Source organism: Pseudoxanthomonas putridarboris, from assembly GCF_038321125.1.
GTDB classification, from domain to species: Bacteria; Pseudomonadota; Gammaproteobacteria; order Xanthomonadales; family Xanthomonadaceae; genus Pseudoxanthomonas_A; species Pseudoxanthomonas_A putridarboris.
On sequence record NZ_JBBWWT010000010.1, the window covers coordinates 1 to 22,369 of the forward strand.

Sequence of the window (22,369 nt, forward strand, 5' to 3'; positions counted from 1 at the left end):
ATGGTGGAGGCGAACGGGCTCCGTTCGGCCCTCACCCCAACCCCTCTCCCGATGGGAGAGGGGCTTGGACCGCATGCGCCAGCGGGGAGTGGCGTGCCGGGAGCGAAGCAAGTCATGCCGAAGATGGAATGGCTTCAGTCTTTACGGATGGCGATGGTGCGCCAGGGCGCACCCTACGCATCGGATGGTGGAGGCGAACGGGCTCCGTTCGGCCCTCACCCCAACCCCTCTCCCGATGGGAGAGGGGCTTGGACCGCATGCGCCAGCGGGGAGTGGCGTGCCGGGAGCGAAGCAAGTCATGCCGAAGATGGAATGGCTTCAGTCTTTACGGATGGCGATGGTGCGCCAGGGCGCACCCTACGCATCGGATGGTGGAGGCGAACGGGCTCCGTTCGGCCCTCACCCCAACCCCTCTCCCGATGGGAGAGGGGCTTGGACCGCATGCGCCAGCGGGGAGTGGCGTGCCGGGAGCGAAGCAAGTCATGCCGAAGGTGGAATGGCTTCAGTCTTTATGGATGGCGATGGTGCGCCAGGGCGCACCCTACGCATCGGATGGCGGAGGCGAACGGGCTCCGTTCGCCCCTCACCCCAACCCTCTCCCGGTGGGAGAGGGGCTTGGACCGCATGCGCCAGCGGGAAGCGGCACGCCGGGAGGGCTCTATCCGCATCCGCTGCCCGGCGCCGGCGGCCGCTGCTCCACGCATTGGCGGAAATCCCCCGGCAGACCGTGGATCTCGTGGGTCTTGCCGACCGCCAGGTCGAAATCGTCCAGCGTGGTGCGCTGGCATGCCGCCGGGTTCTCGCCGTGCGCCGCGTCGGGGCAGCGCTCCGTGTAGACCACGTAATGGCACTGCCCGCTTTCGCTGGCGAAGCAGTCGAAGCGCGCCACGCCCTCGCGCAGCGTGGTCTTGCTGAAGAGGACGTCCACGCCGTCCACGGCGCTGTGGTGGATGGTGGTGACGCTGGGTTTCTCGTTGCATCCGGCCAGGGCCATCAGGCAGGACACCAGGGACATGATGATGCGCATGGCGTTTCCTTGTGGTGTGCGGCGGACAAAGGCAGTCCATTCACGGCGCGCGGGCGCCGCGTTGTCGGTAGAGCTTGGATGCCGCGTGGGTGGTGCGGGTTTAAAGCGGGTGGCTACATGTTGCGGAACAGGCTCATGAAGGGTTGGCTGACGGTCAGCGTTTCCGGCCGCGTCTTCAGCTTCAGCCGGCCGCGGCCGGCGTCGTCGCGGCTGACCGAGGCCACCGCCTTCATGTTGACGATGGTGGAGCGATGGATCTGCTTGAAGGTGCTGGCGTCCAGCGAGTCCAGCAGTTCGCGCAGCGGCGTGCGCAGCAGCGATTCGCCTTCGGCGGTCATCACCGTGGTGTACTTGTTGTCGGCCTGGAAGTAGGCCACGTCGTCCACCATGATCAGCCGGGTGTCCTTGCCGGCGCTGGCGGTGATCCACACCAGCGGCGGTTTGGCGGACGCCTGCTGGCGCGCGCCCAGGTGGCGAAGCAGCGCTTCCAGCGTGGCATTGTCCGGATGGCCGGCCGCCGCGCGCGCCTGCACGCGCTGCACGGTGGCGGCCAGGCGTTCGCGCGCGATGGGCTTGAGCAGGTAGTCCACCGCGCCCTGTTCGAACGCATCGATGGCGTACTGGTCGTAGGCGGTGACGAACACCACCTGCGTGCGCGGGCTGGCGTCGGCCATCCCGCGCGCGACTTCGATGCCGGTCAGGCCCGGCATGCGGATGTCGAGGAAGGCCACGTCCGGCTGCAGTTCGGCGATGGACTCCAGCGCGGACGCGCCGTCCTCGCATTCGGCCACGATCTGCAGGTCCGGCCAGGCCTCGCGCAGCAGCGAGGACAGCGCGGTGCGCAGCAGTTCTTCGTCTTCGGCGATCACGCCACGGAAGTTCATGGGGTCGCTCCGTTGGCGGGCAGCGGCAGGGTCAGCGTGGCGGCCACGCCGCTGGGGAAGTTGGAGACGATGGCGAACGAGGCGTTGCCGCCGAAGGTCAGGCGCAGGCGCTCGCGCAGGTTCTTCAGGCCGATGCCGGTGCCGCTGCTCTGGCCGCCGAAGCCCTGGCCGTCGTCGGCCACCGTCAGCGTCACGTGGTCGTCGTGCCGGCGCGCCAGCACCCAGATGGTGCCGCCGCCCGGCTTGGGTTCCAGCCCGTGCTTGATGGCGTTCTCCACCAGCGTCTGCAGCATCATCGACGGCATCGGCAGCGGCTTGAGCGCGTCGGGAACGTCGATCCGCAGGTTCAGGCGCGCGCCCATGCGGATCTTCAGGATCTCAAGGTAGGCCTGGGTGCGTTCCAGTTCGTCGCCCAGCGTGGACAGGGTGTCGTCGGTGCGCGGCAGCGAACTGCGCAGGTACTGGATCAGGTGGCCCAGCATCACGTCCGCGCGCGGCGGGTCGGTGCGGGTCAGCACCTGGGCGCTGGCCAGCGTGTTGTAGAGGAAGTGCGGTTCCACCTGCGCGTTGAGCAGGTTCAGGCGCGCCACCGTCAGTTCCTTTTCGTTGACGGTCTGCTCGGCGCTGGCCTGCTCCTGGCGCCGGTGCTCGGCGACGCGGCGGGTGATGGCGCGGGTGACGGCCTCGGCGTTCTCCACGTTGACGCCGTCGTCCAGCACGAACAGGTCGATCCAGGCGCTGGCGTCGGGCTCGAACAGCAGCGTCACGCTGCTGGTGCCGTTGCCAGGCGTGACCGTGGCCTGCACCTGGTCGCGCTTCACCGCGAAGCGCGCCATGATGTTGAAGCGCGACGGCTTGCTGGGGCCGCCGTAGTTCTCCGCGCGGCGCACCTTCACCCGCGCCTGCAGGCTGTCGCGCGCGCTTTCGGCTTCCTCCACGCGCGGCAGTTCGCGCAGCGCGCCCTCGACCAGGACGAACGCATCGGCCGTGTCCAGCGGCACCTCGATCTGCCGGCGCTGGCGGCTGGACAGGGTGGCGCTGTCCAGTCGGCCGGCGATCAGCCAGACGCGCCGCAGGTGGCTGATGGTACCGATCAGCACCGACACCATCAGCAGCATCGACAGCATGCCGAACAGCCAGCCGGGGCCCTGGTTCATGCCGTGGAAGAAGCCGCTCCAGACGAAGGCCGCCACGACCAGCGCCGCCGACCAGGCGGCGAGGATGCGAAGGATCAGGAACAGGCTGGCGAACACGTCGAGCACCACGGCATCGGGATTGCCGTGGAGCATAGCCCGCGCTGGCGGGGAGGGAAGAGGGGGCGCGACGGGCCGCGCGATCCTGCGACGAAACCGGGTTTCAGCGGTACGGAATCCCCGGCGAGTCAAGTGGGAGCGCCGTCCCGGCGCGAGCTTTTCCACGGCCCACCCTATGAAGAACTCGCGCCGGGACGGCGCTCCCACAGGGCTGCCCTTGGAGGAAAGCCTTCTCAGACATCCACGTGGAGGCCGCACTCGCGCTTCAGGCCGAAGAAGCGGGTGTCCTCCTCGCGCATGCCCGGTTCCCAGCGGCTGGTGGTGTGGAAATCGCCGATGGATACGTAGCCCTGTTCCCACAACGGGTGGTAGGGCAGGTCGTGCTGCTTCATGTACTGCCAGACGTCGCGGTCGGTCCAGTCCACGATGGGGTTGACCTTCCAGCGGCCGTCGCGCTCCTGCAGCAGCGGTGCGTCGGCGCGGCTGCTGGACTGGCTGCGGCGCAGGCCGGTGAACCAGGTGCCCACGCCCAGTTCCTTCAGCGCGCGCTTCATCGGTTCCACCTTGCGCAGGCTGTTGTACTGCTCGATGCCCATCACGCCCTGCTCCCAGAGGCGGCCGTGGCGGGCCTCCATCCAGGCGCGGCTGACCAGCGGGCGGTAGATCTTCAGGTTCAGGCCGAGCCGCTCGTGCAGTTCGTCGGCGAAGCGGTAGGTCTCGGGGAACAGGTAGCCGGTGTCGATCAGGATCACCGGGATGTCCGGCTTCTGCCGGGTCAGCATGTGCAGCAGCACCGCGGCCTGCGCGCCGAAACTGGACGACATGGCGTGCGTGCCGGCGCTGTGTTCGAGCGCCCAGGCCACGCGCCGCTCGGCGTCCAGGCCTTCGAGGTGCGCGCTGTATTCCGCGATCCGGTCCGTGTCCTGCGAAGTGGCGGGGTCGATGACGCTCATGCGTGCAGTTCCAGTGCGATCTGTCGGTGGGTGGGGTAGGGCGGCAGCGCGACGACGCCGCTGCGGTGCAGGTAATCGCCGAAGCCTTCGTCGGCCTCGCGTTCGGCGGCGTAGCGCTCGAACAGCGGGTCGAGCGCGGCCAGGATGTCCGGCTCGGTGATGTTCTCGCGGTACAGCGTGTTGAGGCGCTGGCCGCGGCGGTCGCCGCCGAGCATCAGGTTGTAGCGGCCGGGTGCCTTGCCGACCAGCGCGATCTCGGCCAGGTAGGGGCGCGAGCAGCCGTTCGGGCAGCCGGAGATGCGCAGGACGATGGGCGCATCGCCCAGCCCGTGGCGGTCCAGCAACGGCGCCAGTTTCGTGGTGAAGTCGGGCAGGTAGCGCTCGGCTTCGGCCATCGCCAGCCCGCAGGTGGGTAGCGCCACGCAGGCGACGGCGGCGCGGGCCAGCGCGGTGGCCAGTCGCTCGCCGGCATCCAGTCCATGCTGGCGGGCCAGCGCGTCGATGGCGTCGCGCCGGTCGGACGGCACGCCGGCGATCACCAGGTTCTGGTTGGCCGTCATGCGGAAGTGCTGTCCGGAAGCGCCGCCCTCGGGCGCCAGCGTCCTGGCGATCTCGCGCAGTCCGGTCAGCTGCGGCGCCGCGGCGGTGTCGGCGATGCGGCCGGCGAACAGGTGCAGGGTCAGGTGCCAGCGGCCGTCCTCGCCTTCCACCCAGCCGTAGCGGTCGCCATTGTGCTCGAAGCGGAACGCGCGCGCCGGCTGGAGAACGATCCCGGCGCGGCTTTCGATCTGCTGCACGATGAAGGCCAGTCCATGGTCGTCGATGGTGTACTTGAAGCGCGCGCGCTTGCGCACGTCGCGGTTGCCGAAGTCGCGCTGGGTGGTGACCACGGCGGTGGCGACGTCCAGCAATTGTTCCGGCATCACGAAGCCGACCACGTTGCCGACGCGCGGGTAGGTTTCCGCATCGCCGTGGGTGGCGCCCATGCCACCGCCGATGACCAGGTCGAAGCCGGCCAGTCGCCCGTCCTCGAGGATGGCGATGAAGCCCAGGTCGTTGGCGAACACGTCCACGTCGTTCACCGGCGGCACCGCGAAGCCGATCTTGAACTTGCGCGGCAGGTAGGTGGCGCCGTAGATCGGTTCCTCCTCCTCGCCGCTGCCGGCCACCCGTTCCTCGTCCAGCCAGATCTCGTAGTAGGCGCGGGTGTTGGGCAGCAGGTGCTCGGACAGCTTCGCCGCCCAGGCCTGCACCTCGGCGTGCGCGCGCGATTCCAGTGGGTTGGCGGCGACCAGCACGTTGCGGTTGACGTCTCCGCACGCGGCCAGCGTGTCGATCAGGGCGGCGTTGATCGCCTGCATCGTGCTTTTCAGTTCGCGCTTGATCACGCCGTGGAACTGGAAGGCCTGGCGGGTGGTGATGCGCAGCGAGTGGTTGCCATGGCGCGTGGCGATGGCGTCCAGCTTCAGCCACTGCTCCGGCGTGACCACGCCGCCCGGGGTGCGCGTGCGGATCATGAACTGGTAGGCGGGCTCCAGCTTCTGCCGGCGGCGCTCGTCGCGGATGTCGCGGTCGTCCTGCTGGTAGCTGCCGTGGTACTTGATCAGCGTCTGGTCCGACTCGCGCAGCGCGCCGGTGACCGGATCCGCCAGGCTGTCCAGCAGGCTGCCGCGCAGGCGCTTGCTCTCGGATTTGATGTCTTCGACGGAGTGGGTGGTCATGGTGTTATGGCTTGGGGATCCGCCCCCTCCCCCGCGTGCGGGGGAGGGCTGGGGTGGGGGCAAGGCGGCGTGTGTGCCCCCATCCGCCCTTCGGGCACCCCGTATCAAGTACGGGGCAGGCTCTTCCCCCGCAGGCGGGGGAAGGGATTGATCGTGGGTCAATACACGTCCCGGCTGTAGCGCCCCTCCGATTGCAGTCTGGTCAGGTATTCGGCGGCGCCGTCGGCGTCCAGGCCGCCGTGGGTGGCGACGATGTCAAGCAGCGCCGCATGCACGTCCTTGCCCATGGCGATGGCGCCGCAGACGTAGAAATGCGCGCTGTCCTGCAGCCAGTCGTAGACGTCGCGGCCGTGTTCGCGCAGGCGCTGCTGCACGTAGACCTTGCCGTTATGCGGGTCCGTGCGCGGACTTCCCGATGCATCGCGCGAGAACGCCAGGTCCAGCCGGTGCAGTTCGCCGGTGCGCAGTGCGTGCTGCCACTCGGTCTGGTAGAGGAAATCGTGGTTGAAGTGCTGCGCGCCGAAGAACAGCCAGTTGCGGCCGGTGGCGCCGGTTTCCGCGCGTTCCTGCACGAAGCCGCGGAATGGCGCCACGCCGGTGCCGGGGCCGACCATCAGGATGTCGCGCGAGGCATCGGCGGGCACGCGAAAGCGCTCGTTGGCTTCGATGTAGACCGGCGCGGTGTCGCCTTCGCCCAGCGCCGACAGGAAGCCGCTGGCGGCGCCGCCGTGCGCGTGGCCGAAGGCTTCATAGCCCAGCACGTCGACGGTCAGGTGCGCTTCCTCGCCCACGCGCTTGCGGCTGGAGGCGATGGAGTACAGGCGCGGCGTCGGCGGGCGCAGCGCGGCCACCAGTTCCTGCGCGGTCCAGCCGGCCGGCCAGCGGCGCAGCACGTCGACCAGTTGGTGCGTGTTCAACAGGTGCGCCAGTTCCCCGTTCTGCGCGGGCGAGAGCAGGATGTTGAGATCCTCGGCGCGCGCCTGCGCGGCGTGCGTGGCCAGGAACGGGCGCGACAGGCGGGTCAGTTCGCGGCGCGCGGCCAGCCATTCGCGCAGCGGCAAGGCGTCGTTCTTCTCGGCGACGAGGGTGTCGCCGTCCAGTTCCAGTACGTCGAGCACCGCATCGACGAGCGCGGCCGGGTTGCGGTGGCGCACGCCCAGCGCGTCGCCGGGTTCGTAGTGCAGGCCGCTGCCTTCCAGCGACAGCTCGATGTGGCGTACGTCCTTGTCGGCGTCGCCGTAGGCGCCGTAGCGCGGACCCTTGAAGTCGCGCCCGCTGATGCGCTGGTTGAGCAGCAGCTCGGCGTCGAACGGCTTGTCGTGCGAATACGCCGGCGCCGCGGCCGCCGGGCGCAGCGGGGTGACGGTGGCCAGCGGAGCGCTGGCGCTCTTCAGCAGTTCCCTGGCGTGTCCCAGGGCCCGTTCGCGCCACGGCGCGGCGACGGCGTCGATGTCCAGGTCGGCCAGTCCCGCCGGGAACAGCCGGCTGGCGCCCAACTGGGCCAGGCGTTCGTCCAGCCGCTGGGCGATGCCGCAGAAGTCGGCATAGCTGGTATCGCCCAGCCCCAGCACGGCGTACTTCAGCTCCGGCAGCTTGGGCGCGCGCTTGCCGCCGATGAACTCGACCAGGCCGATGGCGTCGTCCGGCGGGTCGCCTTCGCCCTGCGTGCTGATGACCACGTAGAGCAGGCGTTCGCTGGCCAGTTCGCGCTGCGGGTAGGCGTCGGCGCGCAGCAGGCGCACCGCCAGGCCGGCGGCTTCGGCGTCGTGCGCCAGCCTCTCGGCGGCGCGGCGGGCGTTGCCGGTCTGGCTGCCGTAGACGATGGTCAGGCGCTGGCCCGCCTGCGCCGCGCCGCCCGGCACCACGGCCAGACCCTGCTGGCCCGATCCGGGCTGCGGGGCCGCGTGGCCCTGGGCGAGCCCGGCCGCATAGCCGGACAGCCACCACAGCGAGCCGCTGTCCAGGCCCTCCACCAGCCGGGCCAGCAGCGCCCGGCGCTCCTCGGCGAGAGGGCTGGCGGCGAGAGCTGGCAGCGAAGCGGACATCAGGCGGAGCCCGTGGGCGCGAGGGGAGGCAGCCGATGTTAGGGAGGCATTAAGGCCGGCAGAAAGGACGGCTGGTTATGGGCTTATCGCCTGGGCTTATTTGGTCAGGGCCGGACCCGCCCGAATACTCGCAGCCCCCACCGGTGCGTGGCGGCTCGCCTGCTCTGCTACCCTTGCCCGACCGCCCCTCGCCCTCCCCCAGCCAGCCTCGATGACCGCCGCACCCCGCCTGTCCCACCTCGATCGCCTGGAAGCGGAAAGCATCCACATCCTCAGGGAAGTCGCGGCCGAGTTCCGCAATCCGGTGCTGCTGTACTCGGTGGGCAAGGACAGCTCGGTGCTGCTGCACCTGTTGCTGAAGGCCTTCGCCCCGGCGGCGGCGCCGATCCCGCTGCTGCACGTGGACACGCGCTGGAAGTTCCGCGAGATGATCGCCTTCCGCGACCGGCGCGCGGCCGAGACGGGCGTGGAGCTGCGCGTGCACATCAATCCGGACGGCATCGCCCGCGGCATCGGGCCGATCAGCCACGGCGCCACCGTGCACACCGACGTGATGAAGACCCAGGGCCTGAAGCAGGCGCTGGACCATTACGCCTTCGACGCCGCCATCGGCGGCGCGCGCCGCGACGAGGAGAAGTCGCGCGCCAAGGAACGCGTGTTCTCGTTCCGCAGCGACCGGCACCGCTGGGACCCGAAGAACCAGCGCCCCGAGCTGTGGAACCTGTACAACGCGCGCATCCACAAGGGCGAGAGCGTGCGGGTGTTCCCGCTGTCCAACTGGACCGAGTTGGACATCTGGCTGTACATCTACCGGGAGAGCATCCCGGTGGTGCCGCTGTACTTCGCCGCCGAGCGTCCGGTGGTGGAGCGCGACGGCGCGCTGGTCCTGGTCGACGACGAGCGCCTGCCGTTGCGCGAGGGCGAGGTGCCGCTACTGAAGCAGGTGCGTTTCCGCACGCTGGGCTGCTACCCGCTGACCGGCGCCATCGAGTCCAAGGCCGACACGCTGGAGAAGATCATCGCCGAGATGCTGGTGACCACCAGCTCCGAACGCCAGGGCCGGGTGATCGACCAGGACCCCACCGCGTCGATGGAGAAGAAGAAGCTGGAGGGGTATTTCTGATGAAGCCGGGATTCGGGATTGGGGATTCGGGAGTGGGAAAAGCGGGAAGCGGTTCGTCGGCGGTTGTTGCGAATCCCGAATCCCGAATCCCCAATCCCGGCGCAGAAAGCGCTATCGGCGCATACCTGCGCCAGCACGAATCCAAACCCTTGCTGCGCTTCATCACCTGCGGCAGCGTGGACGACGGCAAGAGCACGCTGATCGGCCGGTTGCTGTACGACAGCAAGCGCCTGTTCGACGACCAGTTGGCCGCGCTCAGCGCCGACAGCAAGCGCCACGGCACGCGCGGCGGCGGGATCGACTATGCGTTGCTGCTGGACGGCCTGGCCGCGGAGCGCGAGCAGGGCATCACCATCGACGTGGCCTACCGCTATTTCGATACTGAGAAGCGCAAGTTCATCGTCGCCGACTGCCCGGGCCACGAGCAGTACACCCGCAACATGGCGACCGGTGCGTCCACCGCCGACGCCGCGGTGGTGCTGGTGGATGCGCGCAAGGGGCTGCTGACGCAAACCCATCGCCACAGCTACATCGTCTCGCTGCTGGGCATCCGCCACGTGGTGCTGGCGGTCAACAAGATGGACCTGGTCGGTTTCGACCAGGCGGTGTTCGACGCCATCGCCACCGACTACCGCGCGCTGGCGCAGCGGCTGAGCATCGCCTCGGTGACCTGCATCCCGCTGTCGGCGCTGGACGGCGACAACCTGTCGTCGCGTTCCGCGCGCACGCCGTGGTACGACGGCCCCGGCCTGCTGGAGCATCTGGAAGGCATCGACGTGCAGGCGCACGACGCCGCCAGCGGCCTGCGCCTGCCGGTGCAGTGGGTCAACCGGCCGCACCAGAACTTCCGCGGTTTCGCCGGCACGATCGCCGCGGGCGAAGTGAAGCCGGGCGACGAAGTCGTCGTGCTGCCGTCGGCGCGCCGTTCGCGCGTGCTGCAGGTGCTGGGGCCCGGCGGCGAGGTCGCATCCGCGCATGCGGGGCAGGCGGTCACGCTGACCCTGGCCGACGAGATCGACATCAGCCGTGGCGACGTGATCGCGGCGGCCGGCGACCCGCCGGAAGCGGCCGACCAGTTCGCCGCGCACCTGCTGTGGATGTCGGATGCGCCGTTGCTGCCGGGGCGCCCGTACTGGCTGAAGATCGGCGCGCGCACCGTGTCGGCCACGGTCAGCGAGATCAAGCATCGCATCGACGTGAACACGCAGGAGCACCTGGCGGCCAAGCGCCTGGCGCTCAACGAGGTCGGCTATTGCAACCTGAGCCTGGACGAGCCGGTGGCGTTCGCGCCGTACGCGCAGAACCGCGCGCTGGGCGGGTTCATCCTGATCGACCGCTACGACAACGCCACGGTCGGCGCCGGCACGCTGGATTTCGCGCTGCGCCGCGCCGGCAACGTGCACTGGCAGCATGTCGACGTGGACAAGGCGGCGCGCGCGCGCATCAAGGGCCAGCAGCCGCGCGTGCTGTGGTTCACCGGCCTGTCGGGCGCGGGCAAGTCCACCATCGCCAACCTGGTGGACAAGCGCCTGCATGCGCTGGGCTACCACAGCTTCCTGCTGGACGGCGACAACGTGCGCCACGGCCTGAACCGCGACCTGGGCTTCACCGACGAGGACCGCGTGGAGAACATCCGCCGCGTGGCCGAGGTGGCCAAGCTGATGACCGATGCCGGCCTGATCGTGTTGGTCAGCTTCATCTCGCCGTTCCGCGCGGAGCGGCGGATGGCCCGCGAGCGCTTCGCCGACGGCGAGTTCATCGAAGTGTTCGTGGACGTGCCGCTGGAACTGGCCGAGGCACGCGACGTGAAGGGCCTGTACAGGAAGGCGCGCGCCGGGCTCATCCCCAATTTCACCGGCATCGACTCGCCGTACGAAGTGCCGGAACATCCCGACCTGCACCTGCGCGCGGACGGCGCACCGCCGGAAGAGCTCGCCAGGCAGGTGCTCGCCCGCCTCGGCCTGGAGTGACGGGGAAAGCGCCGCTCAGTCCAGGCGCTGCGGCCACAAGGGTCATTGGTCATGGTACAGCCGGTAAACCGCCGGCCTCCCGGCGCGTTTCCTGCACGGGCCGCCGCATTCTGAACACCGATAGTCATCGGGGCCCAGTACACTTCGCCGGATAACGAAGATTACGGGATTTCCATGCTCAGCCGATTCGGAATTCGCGCGGCCACGGTCGCTTTGCCGGTGCTCCTGCTTGCCGCGTGCGGCAAGGACGGGCAGACCGCCAAGGCCAATGGCAATGCGGCCGAGCGGCCGATCCCGGTGACCACCTACGTCGTCCAGCCGGCGGCGTGGAACGACACGCTGCAGGCGCTGGGCACCGCCAAGGCGCGCGAGTCGGTCACCCTGACCGCCAAGGTCAGCGAGATCGTGCAGGACGTGCATTTCGAAAGCGGCCAGGATGTCGCGGCCGGACAGAAGCTGGTCACGCTGAAGGGCGACGCCGCGCAGGCCACCCTGGTGCAGGCCGAAGCGACCTTCGCCGAAGCCGAGCGCCTGTACCGCCGGCAGAAGGAACTGGCCGACCAGCAACTGATCGCGCGCTCGCAGCTGGACACCCAGCTGGCGCTGCGCGATGCCGCCGCCGCCCGCGTGCGCCAGGCGCGCGCCGACATCAGCGACCGCAGCGTGCGCGCACCGTTCGCCGGCGTGCTGGGCATCCGCCAGGTCAGCCCCGGTTCGCTGATCACCGCCAACAGCGTGATCGCCACGCTGGACGACATCTCGCGCATGTACGTGGACTTCCAGGTACCGGAAGCGGCGCTGGCGTCGGTGGGCATCGGCGATGCGGTCACCGCCACCTCCACCGCTTATCCCGGGCAGTCGTTCGAAGGCAAGGTGGACACCATCGATGCGCGCATCGACACCGGCACGCGCGCGGTGACCGTGCGCGCCGTGTTCCCCAATCCCGACCGCAAGCTGCGCCCCGGCATGCTGCTGGACGTGCGCCTGTTCCGCCCCGAGCGGCAGGCGCTGGTGATCCCCGAGATCGCGGTGGTGCAGGTGGGTCGCGACTCGTTCGTCTACCGCGTCAGGCCCGACGGCAGCGTCGAGCAGGCGACCATCGTCGCCGGCGTGCGCCGCGGGGGACGGGTGGAGATCGCCGAAGGCCTCGCCGCCGGCGAGCGCATCGTCGTCGACGGCACGGGCAAACTGCGCCCGGGCGTGAAGGTGGCCGAGGCCCGGCCCGCGCAGCCCGCGAACGGAACCGCGCCTGCGGCCACCGACCAAGAGGGTTGACCGCCATGAAGCTGTCCGACATTTCGATCAAGCGGCCGGTGCTGGCCGTGGTGATGAGCCTGCTGCTGATCGTGCTGGGCGCGATGTCGTTCATGCGCCTGACCCTGCGCGAGCTGCCCAACATCGATCCGCCGATCGTTTCGGTGCAGGTGACCTATCCGGGCGCTTCGGCGGCGGTGGTCGAGACGCGCGTGACCCAGATCCTCGAGGATGCGCTGTCGGGCATCGAGGGCATCAACACGATCCAGTCGCAGAGCCGCAACAACCGCTCCGACGTCACCATCGAATTCAACCTCAACCGCGACATCGAGGCCGCCGCCAACGACGTGCGCGACGCGGTCAGCCGGGTATTGAACCGCATGCCCGAAGAGGCGGACCCGCCGGAGGTCGCCAAGGTAGAGGCCGACGCCGAAGTCATCGTCTGGTTGAACATGCGTTCGACCAAGCTGGACACGCTGCAGCTGACCGACTACGCCGACCGCTACATCGTCGACCGGCTGTCGGCGCTGGACGGCGTGGCGCGCGTGCAGCTGGGCGGCGGCCAGCGCTACGCTATGCGCATCTGGCTGGACCGCGACGCGATGGCCGCGCGCGGCATCACCGTCGGCGACGTCGAGGACGCGATGCGCCGCGAGAACGTGGAACTGCCCGCCGGCAGCATCGAATCGGAGTCGCGCGACTTCACCCTGCGCGTGGAGCGCGGCTACCAGCAGCCCGAGCAGTTCGAGGCGATCCCGCTGGGCAAGGGCAGCGACGGCTACGTGGTGCGGCTGGGCGACGTGGGCCGTGCCGAACTGGGGCCGGAAGAGCGCCGCTCCTACCTGCGCAGCAACGGCGTGCCCAACGTGGGCCTGGGCATCGTGCGCACGTCCACCGCCAATGCGCTGGACGTGGCGCGCGCCGCGCGCGCCGAGGCCGAACGGATCGCGCCGACCCTGCCGGAGGGCACGGAGATCTTCGTCGCGTTCGACAGCACGGTGTTCATCGAGGCCTCGGTGCAGCGCGTCTACTGGACCCTGGTCGAAGCGCTGGTGCTGGTGTTCCTGGTCATCTGGCTGTTCCTGGGCAGCCTGCGCGCGGCGCTGATCCCGGCGGTGACCGTGCCGGTCTGCCTGGTGGCCTCGTTCATCGCGCTGTACGCATTCGGTTTCACCATCAACCTGCTCACGCTGCTTGCGCTGGTGCTGTGCATCGGCCTGGTGGTCGACGACGCCATCGTGGTGCTGGAGAACATCCAGCGCCGCGCCGACCTGGGCGAACCGCCGCTGGTCGCGGCGCGGCGCGGCACTGCGCAGGTGGCGTTCGCGGTGATCGCGACCACCGCGGTGCTTGTTGCGGTGTTCCTGCCGGTGGGCTTCATGGAAGGCAACGCCGGGCGGTTGTTCCGCGAGCTGTCGGTGGCGTTGGCGGCCGCGGTCGCCATCTCCGCTTTCGTGGCGCTGACGCTGACGCCGATGATGTCGTCCAAGTTGGTGCGCCCGCATACCGAGCCCAAGGGCTTCAACGCCTGGACCAACCGCGTGCTCGCCCGCGTCAGCGAGGGCTACGGCCGCCAGGTGACGCGGCTGGTCGGGTTGCCCGGCAAGCGCATCCTGGCGCTGATGCTGGCCGCCATGGCCGTGTGCATGGCCATGGTGGTGGTGCTGGGCCTGCGCGTGCCCAGCGAACTGGCCCCGGCCGAGGACCGCGGCCGTTTCTTCATCTCCATCCAGGGACCGGAGGGCGCCGGCTTCGACTACACGGTGCAGCAGATACAGCAGGTCGAGCGGATCGTCGGCGCGCAGATCGGCGAGGACAAGCCGATCCAGCGCGCGAATTCGCGCGTGCCGGGCGGCTGGGGCGCCGGCGCCGACATGCACAACGGCAACATCGTGGTGTTCCTGCAGGACTGGCACAAGCGCGAGGTCAGCACCGACGAGGTGGTGACGATGCTGCGCGGCGAACTGGACACGCTGCCCGGCATCCAGGCGCGGCCGCAGGTGCCGTCGGGCCTGCTCAGCGGCGGCCGTGGCCAGCCCTACCAACTGGTGCTGGGCGGCCCGGACTATGCGGAACTGGCCGAGTGGCGCGACCGCGTGCTTCGGCGCATCGAGCAGAATCCCGGCCTGTTCGGCGCGGATACGGACTACAAGGAAACCCGCCCGCAGATGCGCGTGAACATCGACCGCAACCGCGCCGCCGACCTGGGCGTATCGGTGCAGGAAATCGGCCGCACGCTGGAGACCATGATGGGCTCGCGCCGGGTCACCACCTTCGTCGACAACGGCGAGGAGTACTACGTCGTGCTGCAGGCCGACCGCGAGAAGCGCGGCTCGCCGGAGGACCTGACCAACACCTACGTGCGCGGCGCGGGCGACCAGTTGATCCCGTTGTCCAACCTGGTGGCGCTGAGCGAGGTCGCCGAACCGGGCAGCTTCAACCGCTTCAACCGCCTGCGCGCGATCACCATCAGCGCCGGGTTGGCGCCGGGCTACACCATGGGCGAGGCCATCGAATGGACGCGGCAGGTGGTGGCCGAGGAGTTGCCCGACCATGCGCAGATCGACTGGAAGGGCGAATCGCGCGAGTACCTGCGCGCCGGCGGCGCCATCCTGCTGACCTTCACCCTGGCGCTGTTGATCGTGTACCTGGTGCTGGCGGCGCAGTTCGAGAGCTTCATCCATCCGCTGGTGATCATGCTGACGGTGCCGCTGGCGGTGCTGGGCGCGCTGATCGGCCTGTGGGTCACCGGCGGCACGCTGAACCTCTTCAGCCAGATCGGCATCGTGATGCTGATCGGCCTGGCGGCCAAGAACGGCATCCTGATCGTCGAGTTCGCCAACCAGCTGCGCGACGAGGGCATGAGCGTGGCGCGCGCTATCGCCGAATCGGCCAAGGTGCGCCTGCGCCCGATCCTGATGACGTCGGTGGCCACGGTGATGGGCGCGGTGCCGCTGGTGGCCGCGGGCGGTCCCGGTTCGGCCAGCCGCGCCACCATCGGCGTGGTGGTGATCTTCGGCGTGGCGTTCTCCACGCTGCTGTCGCTGTACGTGGTGCCGGCGTTCTATGCGTTGCTGGCGCCGTTCACGAAGTCGCCCGAGGCGGTGGCGCACGAGTTGGAGAAGCTGGAGTCGGAAACGCCGGCCGTGGGCGGCCATGGCTGAGGCCGGCGGGCGCCCGTTCGCCGGCGTCCGTCTTCAGGGGGAAGGGTTCCTGCTGCGCGCCTGGCGGCGGGACGACCTGGACGCCCTGTTGCGCCATGCGGACGATCCGCGGGTGCCGCACGGGCTCAGCGACCGCTTCCCGCATCCTTACACCCGCCAGGACGGCGAGCGTTTCCTGTCCGGCGAGGTCGTGGACCTGGACGGACCGGTGTTCGCCATCGTCATCGACGGCGAAGCCTGCGGCGGCATCGGCGCGCGTCCCGGACAGGGGGAACGCGCCCATGGCGCCGAGCTGGGTTACTGGCTCGGCCAGGCGCATTGGGGACGCGGGCACATGACCCGGATCGTCGGCCTGTTCACGCCTTGGGTCATGCGGGCGCTGGACCTGTATCGCCTGCAGGCCACCGTGCTGGATTTCAATCACGGTTCGGCACGGGTGCTGCAGAAGAACGGCTTCGTCGAGGAAGGACGGATGCGCGCGGCGGTGGTCAAGCAGGGCCGGATCCACGACCTGAGGCTGTTCGCCAGGATCGCGCCGGGCGCCGGCTGATCCCGGGCGGGCGGTACGCGGCGGCCCGGTTGCGGGTTATCTTGTACGCACCGCCGCGGACATGCGTCCGTTCCCATCACCCGTATCTCAGGCCGGAGACATCGTCCCGTGGAAGCCCTTTTCGTCTGGTTGAACAGCATCATCTGGAGCAAGGCGCTGATCGCGCTGTGTCTTGGCGCGGGCCTGTGGTTCTCGATCCGTACCCGCTTCATGCAGGTGCGCGGCTTCGTCGAGATGACCCGGCTGACGTTCTCGGGACACAGCTCGGATGCGGGCGTGTCCTCGTTCCAGGCGCTGGCGCTGTCGATGTCCGGGCGCATCGGTATCGGCAACATCGCCGGCGTGGCCACCGCCATCGCCTTCGGCGGGCCGGGCGCGGTGTTCTGGATGTGGGTGATGGGCTTCCTGGGCGCGTCGACTTCCTACATCGAGTGCACGCTGGCGCAGATCTACAAGGAAAAGGACAACGAGGGGCGCTACCGCGGCGGCCCGGCCTACTACATCGAGAAGGGCCTGGGGCTGAAGTGGTACGCGTGGGCGTTCGCGCTGGCGACCATCGTCGCCACCGGCTTCCTGATGCCGGGCGTGCAGGCCAACGCCATCGCCGACAGCGCCACCAACTTCTGCAACAGCACCACGATCTGCCCGGACCTGACCGGCCAGTGGCTGGGCATGGACACGGCATTCGCGTTCAAGCTGGGCATCGGCATCTCGGTCGGCCTGTTGCTGGCGGCGATCATCTTCGGCGGCCTCAAGCGCATCGCGCTGGTCGCCGAGGTCGTGGTGCCGTTCATGGCCATCGGCTACATCCTGATGGCGGTGTTGGTGATGCTGCTGAACATCGATTTCGTGCCGACCATGTTCAAGACCATCTTCGAAAGCGCGTTCGGCCTGCATGCGGGCTTCGGCGCGATGCTCGGGCTTGCGATCGAATGGGGCGTCAAGCGCGGCATCTACGCCAACGAGGCCGGCCAGGGCACCGGCCCGCACGCGGCGGCGGCGGCGGAAGTCTCGCACCCGGCCAAGCAGGGCTACGTGCAGGCCTGGGCGATCTACTTCGACACCATGCTGGTGTGCACCGCGACCGCATTCCTGGTGCTGTCGACCGGCATGTACAACGTGGTCATGCCCGACGGCGCAGTGCTGCAGGAGGCCTTGCCGGGCGTTGCCGCAGGCGCGGGCTTCGCCCAGGCGGGCATCGAGTCGGTGCTGCCGGGCTGGGGCGCGGGCTTCGTGGCGGCGGCGCTGTTCTTCTTCGCCTTCACCACGATCATGGCCTACTACTACATGGCCGAAACCAACCTCACCTACGTCAACGGCCACAAGGTGCGGCCGCTGGCGACGCTGGTGCTGCGTTTGGGCATCGTCGGAATGACGATCTACGGAACGGTCCGCACCGCGGAGATGGCGTGGACGCTGGGCGACATCGGCGTGGGCCTGATGGCCTGGCTCAACATCATCGCGATCTTCCTGCTGCAGAAGCCGGCGCTGATCGCGCTGCGCGACTACGAGCGGCAGAAGAAGCTGGGCCTGGATCCGATATTCGATCCCGAGGCGCTGGGCATCCGCAACGCGGATTTCTGGAAGACGAAACGGGACTGACGTGGGCAATCCCTGGAACACCCGTCCGCCGCGTCCACCGGGCGATCGCCCGGACCGCCGGCGGCCGTCGCGTGCGCCGGCGCCGCACGAGGAACGTCCCGCCGGCGGTTCGCGCGATGAGCTGCGCCTGTATGGCCTCAATGCCGTGCAAGCGGTGTTCGCGCACCGGCCGGAAGCCATCCGCAAGCTCTACCTGGTCGAATCGCGCATCCCCGCATTGAAATCGCTGCTGGCGTGGTGCGTGAAGCAGCGCGTCGGCTATCGCGTGGTCGAGGAAGGCGACCTGGATCGGCTCGCCGCCAGCACCCACCACGAGGGCGTCGTCGCCGACGTGCTGAAGGCCGAGCCGCTGCCGGTGGCCGACTGGCTGCGTGCATTGCCCGAACGGCAACCGGTCGCGGCATTGTGGCTGGACGGCGTGGGCAACCCGCACAACTTCGGCGCCATCCTGCGCTCGGCGGCGCACTTCGGCGTGGCCGGCATCCTGCTGCCGCGCGATTCCACGCTGGCGCTGTCGGGCGCGGCCGCACGCGTGGCCGAAGGCGGCGCCGAACAGGTGCCGCTGGTGCGCATGGGCAATCCCGAGAACGCGATCGCCCAGTTGCGCGGCGCGGGTTTCACCCTGGCCGCCACCGTCGTGCGCGGTGGCGACGACCTGTTCGCCGCATCGCTGCCGCAACGGCTGGTCTACGTGATGGGCGCCGAAGGCGAAGGCATGGATACGCGCCTGGCCGCCGCCTGCGACCAGCGCCTGTCCATCCCCGGCACCGGCGCGGTGGAGAGCCTCAACGTGGCCGCGGCGACGGCGGTGTTCCTGGCGCAGTGGCGCGCCGCGCGATAAGAAGGCGTCGCTGCATTCAAGCGCGTCGCAACGCGCCCATTCCTTGCCGCTTCTTTGCAGGAGGGCTGACCCAGTCATTCGGCTGTTGAAAACCAGCCCCGACGCATTCCCAGACATCCCGGTCGCGGCTGAAGTCGCTCCCACAGAAAAGAATGCTGCCGCGTGAGACCGGCTTGCGGCTTGCGGTCGAGCGACCGAGTGCACGAACTCGGCGGCTGCGATAGTCCATCTTGTAGGAGGGGCTTCAGCCCCGACGCTTTTCCGAGCATTCCGGTCGCGGCTAAAGCCGCTCCTACAGAAAAGAATGCCGTGTGAGATCGGCTTGCGGCTTTCCGGCCGGGCGATGTAGTGGGTGGACTCGGCGACCGCGACAGGCCCATCTGTAGGAGGGGCTTCAGCCCCGACGCTTTTCCGAGCATTCCGGTCGCGGCTGAAGCCGCTCCTACAGAAAGAATGCCGTGTGAGATCGGCTTGCGGCTTTCCGGTCGAGCGATGGAATGGGTGAACTCGGCGACCGCGACAGGCCCATCTGTAGGAGGGGCTTTAGCCCCGACGTCTTTCTCAGTATCCCGGTCGCGGCTGAAGCCGCTCCTACAGAAAAGAATGCCGTGTGAGATCGGCTTGCGGCTTTCCGGTCGAACGATGAAGTGGGTGAACTCGGCGACCGCGACAGGCCCATCTGTAGGAGGGGCTTCAGCCCCGACGCTTTTCCGAGCATCCCGGTCGCGGCTGAAGCCGCTCCTACACCCATGCTCCGAACGGTGTTTATTCGTCCGTGTCTTGTTCCTTCAACCGGCTGCCGAAATCGCCATCCGCCTCCGCCGCGAGATAGGCGAACACCGCATACGCCGCCACGTTCTGCGCCAGCGCGGCCGGGTCGATCTTGTCCAGGGTGTCGTCGGCGTTGTGGTGCAGGTGGAAGTAGTCGCTGCCGTCCTGCGCCAGCCACGCCCAGGCCAGGCCCTTGGCGGCGAACGGGCTGATGTCCGGGCCGGCGCCGCCCTCGCCGGGCGCATATTCGATGCCCAGCGGCGCCAGCGCCTGCGCGATCTGTTCGGTGGCCTTGCGCGCGTAATCGGGCGCGCCGGTGTTGAAGGCGTAGATGCGGCCGGCGCCGAAGTCGCTTTCGGCGGCGATCTGGTGGCGGGCGATGTCGGCCAGATGCTTCTCGGCATACGCCTTGCCGCCAAGCAGGCCCTGCTCCTCGTTGGCGAAGGCGATCACCCGGATGGTGCGCTTGGGCGCCTGCTTCAACTGACCGATCAGGTGGCCGGCGGCCATGGTGATGCCGATGCCGGCGCCATCGTCGATCGCGCCGGTGCCCAGGTCCCACGAATCCAGGTGGGCCCCGATGACCACGACGTCCTTCGGCAGGCTGCGCCCGGTGATCTCGCCGATGACGTTCTGCGAGGTGTATTCGCCGTCCCAGCCGCAGTCCAGCGCCAGCTTCACGCGCACGGGTCCGCGCGCCAGCAGCCGCGCCAGCTGGTCGGCATCGGGGATCGTCAGCGATGCCGACGGCACCGGCGTCAGGCCGTCGTCGAAGCGGGTGAGGCCGGTGTGCGCGACGCGGTGGTGGTCGGTGCCCGCCGAGCGCATCAGGAAGGCGATGGCGCCCTTGCGGATCGCCGCCGATGGGCCCTTCGAGCGGATCGCGCCGCCGTTGCGGTAGTCGCTGCCGTCGCGCGCGGCCTTCATCTGGTAGTCGATGAAGGCGATCTTGCCGGCCAGCGAACCTTCCGGCGCGGCTTCAAGCGCGGCGAGGTCGGTGAAGCGCACGATCTCGGCCTCCACCGTGCCAGCGGGACTGCCGCCCAGCGCGGTGACGGTCAGCGGCTGCGCGTGCGCGCCGAGCACGGCGGCGCTCTCGCTGCGGCGCTCCCACTTGGGGAAGGTCACCGGCTCCAGCCACACCTTGTCGAAGCCCAGCGCCTTGAACTTCGCCTGCGCCCACGCCACGGCCTTGGCATCGGCTTCGCTGCCGGCCAGGCGTGGGCCGACCTCGGTGGTCAGCGACTCGACCACCTTCCAGCCGGTGTCGTCGGCCAGCGCCTGCTCGCGCAGCGTGGCGGCGGTGGCCAGCGCCGCGTCGGGGATGCGGGTCTCGCGTTCGGCGGCGAGGGCGGGCAGGGCGAGGGTCAGGGCGAGGACGTTCAGTGCAAGCAACGGCGGAGCAAGGCGCATGAGGTGTCCCAAGGAAAAAAGCGAAGCCGCGAGCTTAGCAGCCCGCGGCCCCGTGTTTCCCTTGTCCGCGTTGACGTTTTTCGAATGCAGCGTGCCGTTATTTTCTAAGCGAGTCGCGGATCTCGCGCAGCAGCACGATGTCTTCCGGGGTGGCGGCTTCGGGTGCCGGCGCGCGCACGCGGTTGTACGCCTTCAGGAACACGAAGATGGCGAAGGCGATGATCAGGAAGTCGATCAGCGTCTGCAGGAACGCACCGTAGTTCAGCAGCAGCGCCGGCGCGATCTCCGTGCCGGCGGCGTCCACCTGCGCCTCGCGCAGCGTCACCGCCAGGTCGCCGAATTTCACGCCACCCGTCGCCAGACCGACCAGGGGCATCACGATGCCGTCGACCAGGCTGCTGACGATCTTGCCGAACGCGGCGCCGATGACCACACCGACCGCCAGGTCCACCACGTTGCCGCGCGAAATGAATTCCTTGAACTCGCTGACCATGCCCATGCAGATGTCTCCGTGTTCCGGCGCCGACTCGCCGTGCGGGCAGACTATACCCGCTGCTCTGCCGCTCCGCCTCCCTGCCGCTCCGCCGGATTCGCCGTTGTAGGAGCGCCCCATGGGCGCGATGCTTTTTTTACCGTCGGCCTAAAGGCATCGCGCCCATGGGGCGCTCCTACAATAATGGGGAGAGGTCGGGCGACGGAAGGCGGCGATCAGGCGACGATGCGCCCGCTCAGTTCCACCACGCCATCCAGCGACGCCACGAAGGCGTCGCCCGGCGCCAGCGCGGCCACGCCGGCGGGCGTGCCCATGAAGACCAGGTCGCCGGCCTTCAACGCATACAGTTTCGACAACTCGTGCAGGATGTCGGGCACGTCCCAGATCAGGTCGGCCAGCGTGCCGTGCTGGCGGACGTCGCCGTTGACGGTCAGGGTCAGCGTGCGGGCGTCGAGGTCCGCCACCTGCGTGGCCGGCACCAGTTCGCTGATCGGCGCGGAATGATCGAAGCCCTTGCCGGTGTCCCAGGGCAGGCCCTTGGCCTTGGCCGCGCCCTGCAGGTCGCGGCGGGTCAGGTCCAGGCCCACGCCGTAGGCGATCACCAGCGCCTGCGCCTGTTCGCGCGACAACACGCCGGCGGGTGCGTCCCGGCCCAGCGCGGCCACCAGTTCCACTTCGTGGTGCAGGTCGTTCGTGCCGGGCGGGTAGGGCACGTCGGCGTTGCCGGTGACGATGGCGTCGGCGGGCTTGTGGAAGAACACCGGCGTGCCGCGCTCGGCCTTCGAAGCGGGTGCGGCGGCGCCCATTTCACGCGCGTGGTCGGCGAAGTTGCGGCCCACGCAGAAGATGCGGCGGACCGGGAAAGTGGCGCCGCCACGGACGGGCACGCGCGGGATCGGCGGGGCGGGGATCAGGTCGGTCATGGCGGCCGGCCCGGGGCCGGAGGCGTGTGGAACGGCCGTCGAGTTTAGGGCCTGGCGGCGCTATCGGCCTAATCGGTTCAGCGCGACAGCGGCAGCACCGGCTTGCGCACCACGCGATATTCGCCATCGACCACGCGCCCGTCGCGCGCCATCGGCTTGCCGCGCTGGCGCACCAGCTTGTAGACCAGCCCGGCGGCGATCATCGCCGCGCCCACGAACACGCTGAAGAACACCAGCACGCCCAGCAGCAGCACGCCCAGCAGGCCCAGCGCGAACCGCAGCAACGGATGGCGCGGCTTGCGCGGGGCAAACACGTTGCGGAAGGCGTTGAACTGGAAGTGGCGTGCGTACATGGTGGGGCGTCGTGACAGAATGCGGCGAA

At 69.1% G+C, this 22,369-nt stretch carries 17 protein-coding genes; 7 read left to right on the forward strand and 10 right to left on the reverse strand.

The annotated features are described in order from the left end of the window. Positions 1 to 658 precede the first annotated feature (658 nt). The 6 genes from AAD027_RS16245 to AAD027_RS16270 form a co-directional block, all read right to left on the reverse strand. Positions 659 to 1,027 (reverse strand): hypothetical protein, encoded by a 369-nt coding sequence (locus AAD027_RS16245; RefSeq protein ID WP_341727079.1) that lies wholly within the window; start codon positions 1,025 to 1,027, stop codon positions 659 to 661. A gap of 113 nt (positions 1,028 to 1,140) precedes the next feature. Next, positions 1,141 to 1,911 (reverse strand): LytR/AlgR family response regulator transcription factor, encoded by a 771-nt coding sequence (locus AAD027_RS16250; protein ID WP_341727080.1) that lies wholly within the window; start codon positions 1,909 to 1,911, stop codon positions 1,141 to 1,143. Continuing rightward, positions 1,908 to 3,164, reverse strand: coding sequence for a sensor histidine kinase (locus tag AAD027_RS16255; protein WP_341727159.1), 1,257 nt, complete (start codon positions 3,162 to 3,164; stop codon positions 1,908 to 1,910). The genes AAD027_RS16250 and AAD027_RS16255 overlap by 4 nt, the downstream gene beginning before the upstream one ends. A gap of 233 nt (positions 3,165 to 3,397) precedes the next feature. Further along, positions 3,398 to 4,117 (reverse strand): phosphoadenylyl-sulfate reductase, encoded by a 720-nt coding sequence (locus AAD027_RS16260; protein ID WP_341727081.1) that lies wholly within the window; start codon positions 4,115 to 4,117, stop codon positions 3,398 to 3,400. Next, positions 4,114 to 5,838: an assimilatory sulfite reductase (NADPH) hemoprotein subunit gene (cysI, locus tag AAD027_RS16265; protein ID WP_341727082.1), complete on the reverse strand. Its 1,725-nt coding sequence runs from the start codon at positions 5,836 to 5,838 to the stop codon at positions 4,114 to 4,116. The genes AAD027_RS16260 and cysI overlap by 4 nt, the downstream gene beginning before the upstream one ends. A 158-nt stretch (positions 5,839 to 5,996) precedes the next feature. After that, the gene (locus AAD027_RS16270; protein ID WP_341727083.1) at positions 5,997 to 7,883 is read right to left on the reverse strand and encodes an assimilatory sulfite reductase (NADPH) flavoprotein subunit; all 1,887 of its coding nucleotides are present in this window, start codon (positions 7,881 to 7,883) and stop codon (positions 5,997 to 5,999) included. Positions 7,884 to 8,094: 211 nt separating this feature from the next. Between AAD027_RS16270 and cysD the strand changes: the two genes are divergently transcribed. The 7 genes from cysD to AAD027_RS16305 all read left to right on the forward strand — a co-directional run bounded on the left by cysD (position 8,095) and on the right by AAD027_RS16305 (position 18,387). Then, complete coding sequence (gene cysD, locus AAD027_RS16275) at positions 8,095 to 9,006, forward strand: sulfate adenylyltransferase subunit CysD (protein ID WP_341727084.1); 912 nt, start codon at positions 8,095 to 8,097, stop codon at positions 9,004 to 9,006. Continuing rightward, positions 9,006 to 10,976: a sulfate adenylyltransferase subunit CysN gene (cysN, locus tag AAD027_RS16280; protein ID WP_425605481.1), complete on the forward strand. Its 1,971-nt coding sequence runs from the start codon at positions 9,006 to 9,008 to the stop codon at positions 10,974 to 10,976. Before cysD ends, cysN begins: the two co-directional genes overlap by 1 nt. Positions 10,977 to 11,150: 174 nt before the next feature. Beyond that, a complete protein-coding gene (locus AAD027_RS16285) occupies positions 11,151 to 12,251 on the forward strand; it encodes an efflux RND transporter periplasmic adaptor subunit (protein ID WP_341727086.1) in 1,101 nt (366 codons plus the stop codon). A gap of 5 nt (positions 12,252 to 12,256) precedes the next feature. Then, entirely contained in the window at positions 12,257 to 15,394 is a 3,138-nt protein-coding gene (locus AAD027_RS16290) for an efflux RND transporter permease subunit (protein WP_341727087.1), read from the forward strand. Then, positions 15,387 to 15,944, forward strand: a complete 558-nt coding sequence (locus AAD027_RS16295) for a GNAT family N-acetyltransferase (protein ID WP_341727088.1) — start codon at positions 15,387 to 15,389, stop codon at positions 15,942 to 15,944. The genes AAD027_RS16290 and AAD027_RS16295 overlap by 8 nt, the downstream gene beginning before the upstream one ends. Positions 15,945 to 16,052: 108 nt before the next feature. Further along, positions 16,053 to 17,546 carry an alanine/glycine:cation symporter family protein gene (locus AAD027_RS16300; RefSeq protein ID WP_341727089.1) on the forward strand — a complete coding sequence of 498 codons (1,494 nt, stop codon included), beginning with the start codon at positions 16,053 to 16,055 and terminating at the stop codon, positions 17,544 to 17,546. Between the two features lies 1 nt (position 17,547). Next, positions 17,548 to 18,387 carry a TrmH family RNA methyltransferase gene (locus AAD027_RS16305; protein ID WP_425605482.1) on the forward strand — a complete coding sequence of 280 codons (840 nt, stop codon included), beginning with the start codon at positions 17,548 to 17,550 and terminating at the stop codon, positions 18,385 to 18,387. A gap of 765 nt (positions 18,388 to 19,152) precedes the next feature. On the opposite strand, the gene AAD027_RS16310 is transcribed toward AAD027_RS16305, so the two are convergent. The 4 genes from AAD027_RS16310 to AAD027_RS16325 form a co-directional block, all read right to left on the reverse strand. Then, positions 19,153 to 20,571, reverse strand: coding sequence for a M28 family peptidase (locus AAD027_RS16310; protein WP_341727090.1), 1,419 nt, complete (start codon positions 20,569 to 20,571; stop codon positions 19,153 to 19,155). A gap of 97 nt (positions 20,572 to 20,668) precedes the next feature. After that, positions 20,669 to 21,070, reverse strand: a complete 402-nt coding sequence (gene mscL, locus AAD027_RS16315) for a large-conductance mechanosensitive channel protein MscL (protein WP_341727091.1) — start codon at positions 21,068 to 21,070, stop codon at positions 20,669 to 20,671. A gap of 209 nt (positions 21,071 to 21,279) precedes the next feature. Beyond that, positions 21,280 to 21,987, reverse strand: a complete 708-nt coding sequence (locus AAD027_RS16320; protein WP_341727092.1) for a fumarylacetoacetate hydrolase family protein — start codon at positions 21,985 to 21,987, stop codon at positions 21,280 to 21,282. Positions 21,988 to 22,064: 77 nt separating this feature from the next. Further along, positions 22,065 to 22,340 carry a hypothetical protein gene (locus tag AAD027_RS16325; RefSeq protein ID WP_341727093.1) on the reverse strand — a complete coding sequence of 92 codons (276 nt, stop codon included), beginning with the start codon at positions 22,338 to 22,340 and terminating at the stop codon, positions 22,065 to 22,067. Positions 22,341 to 22,369 lie beyond the last annotated feature (29 nt).

Coding starts and splice junctions, on each gene's coding strand:
- AAD027_RS16245 (WP_341727079.1), bottom strand. CDS start 1,027: ATGCGCATCATCATGTCCCTGGTGTCCTGCCTGATGGCCCTGGCCGGA.
- AAD027_RS16250 (WP_341727080.1), bottom strand. CDS start 1,911: ATGAACTTCCGTGGCGTGATCGCCGAAGACGAAGAACTGCTGCGCACC.
- AAD027_RS16260 (WP_341727081.1), bottom strand. CDS start 4,117: ATGAGCGTCATCGACCCCGCCACTTCGCAGGACACGGACCGGATCGCG.
- cysI (WP_341727082.1), bottom strand. CDS start 5,838: ATGACCACCCACTCCGTCGAAGACATCAAATCCGAGAGCAAGCGCCTG.
- AAD027_RS16270 (WP_341727083.1), bottom strand. CDS start 7,883: ATGTCCGCTTCGCTGCCAGCTCTCGCCGCCAGCCCTCTCGCCGAGGAG.
- cysD (WP_341727084.1), top strand. CDS start 8,095: ATGACCGCCGCACCCCGCCTGTCCCACCTCGATCGCCTGGAAGCGGAA.
- cysN (WP_425605481.1), top strand. CDS start 9,006: ATGAAGCCGGGATTCGGGATTGGGGATTCGGGAGTGGGAAAAGCGGGA.
- AAD027_RS16285 (WP_341727086.1), top strand. CDS start 11,151: ATGCTCAGCCGATTCGGAATTCGCGCGGCCACGGTCGCTTTGCCGGTG.
- AAD027_RS16290 (WP_341727087.1), top strand. CDS start 12,257: ATGAAGCTGTCCGACATTTCGATCAAGCGGCCGGTGCTGGCCGTGGTG.
- AAD027_RS16295 (WP_341727088.1), top strand. CDS start 15,387: ATGGCTGAGGCCGGCGGGCGCCCGTTCGCCGGCGTCCGTCTTCAGGGG.
- AAD027_RS16310 (WP_341727090.1), bottom strand. CDS start 20,571: ATGCGCCTTGCTCCGCCGTTGCTTGCACTGAACGTCCTCGCCCTGACC.
- mscL (WP_341727091.1), bottom strand. CDS start 21,070: ATGGGCATGGTCAGCGAGTTCAAGGAATTCATTTCGCGCGGCAACGTG.
- AAD027_RS16320 (WP_341727092.1), bottom strand. CDS start 21,987: ATGACCGACCTGATCCCCGCCCCGCCGATCCCGCGCGTGCCCGTCCGT.
- AAD027_RS16325 (WP_341727093.1), bottom strand. CDS start 22,340: ATGTACGCACGCCACTTCCAGTTCAACGCCTTCCGCAACGTGTTTGCC.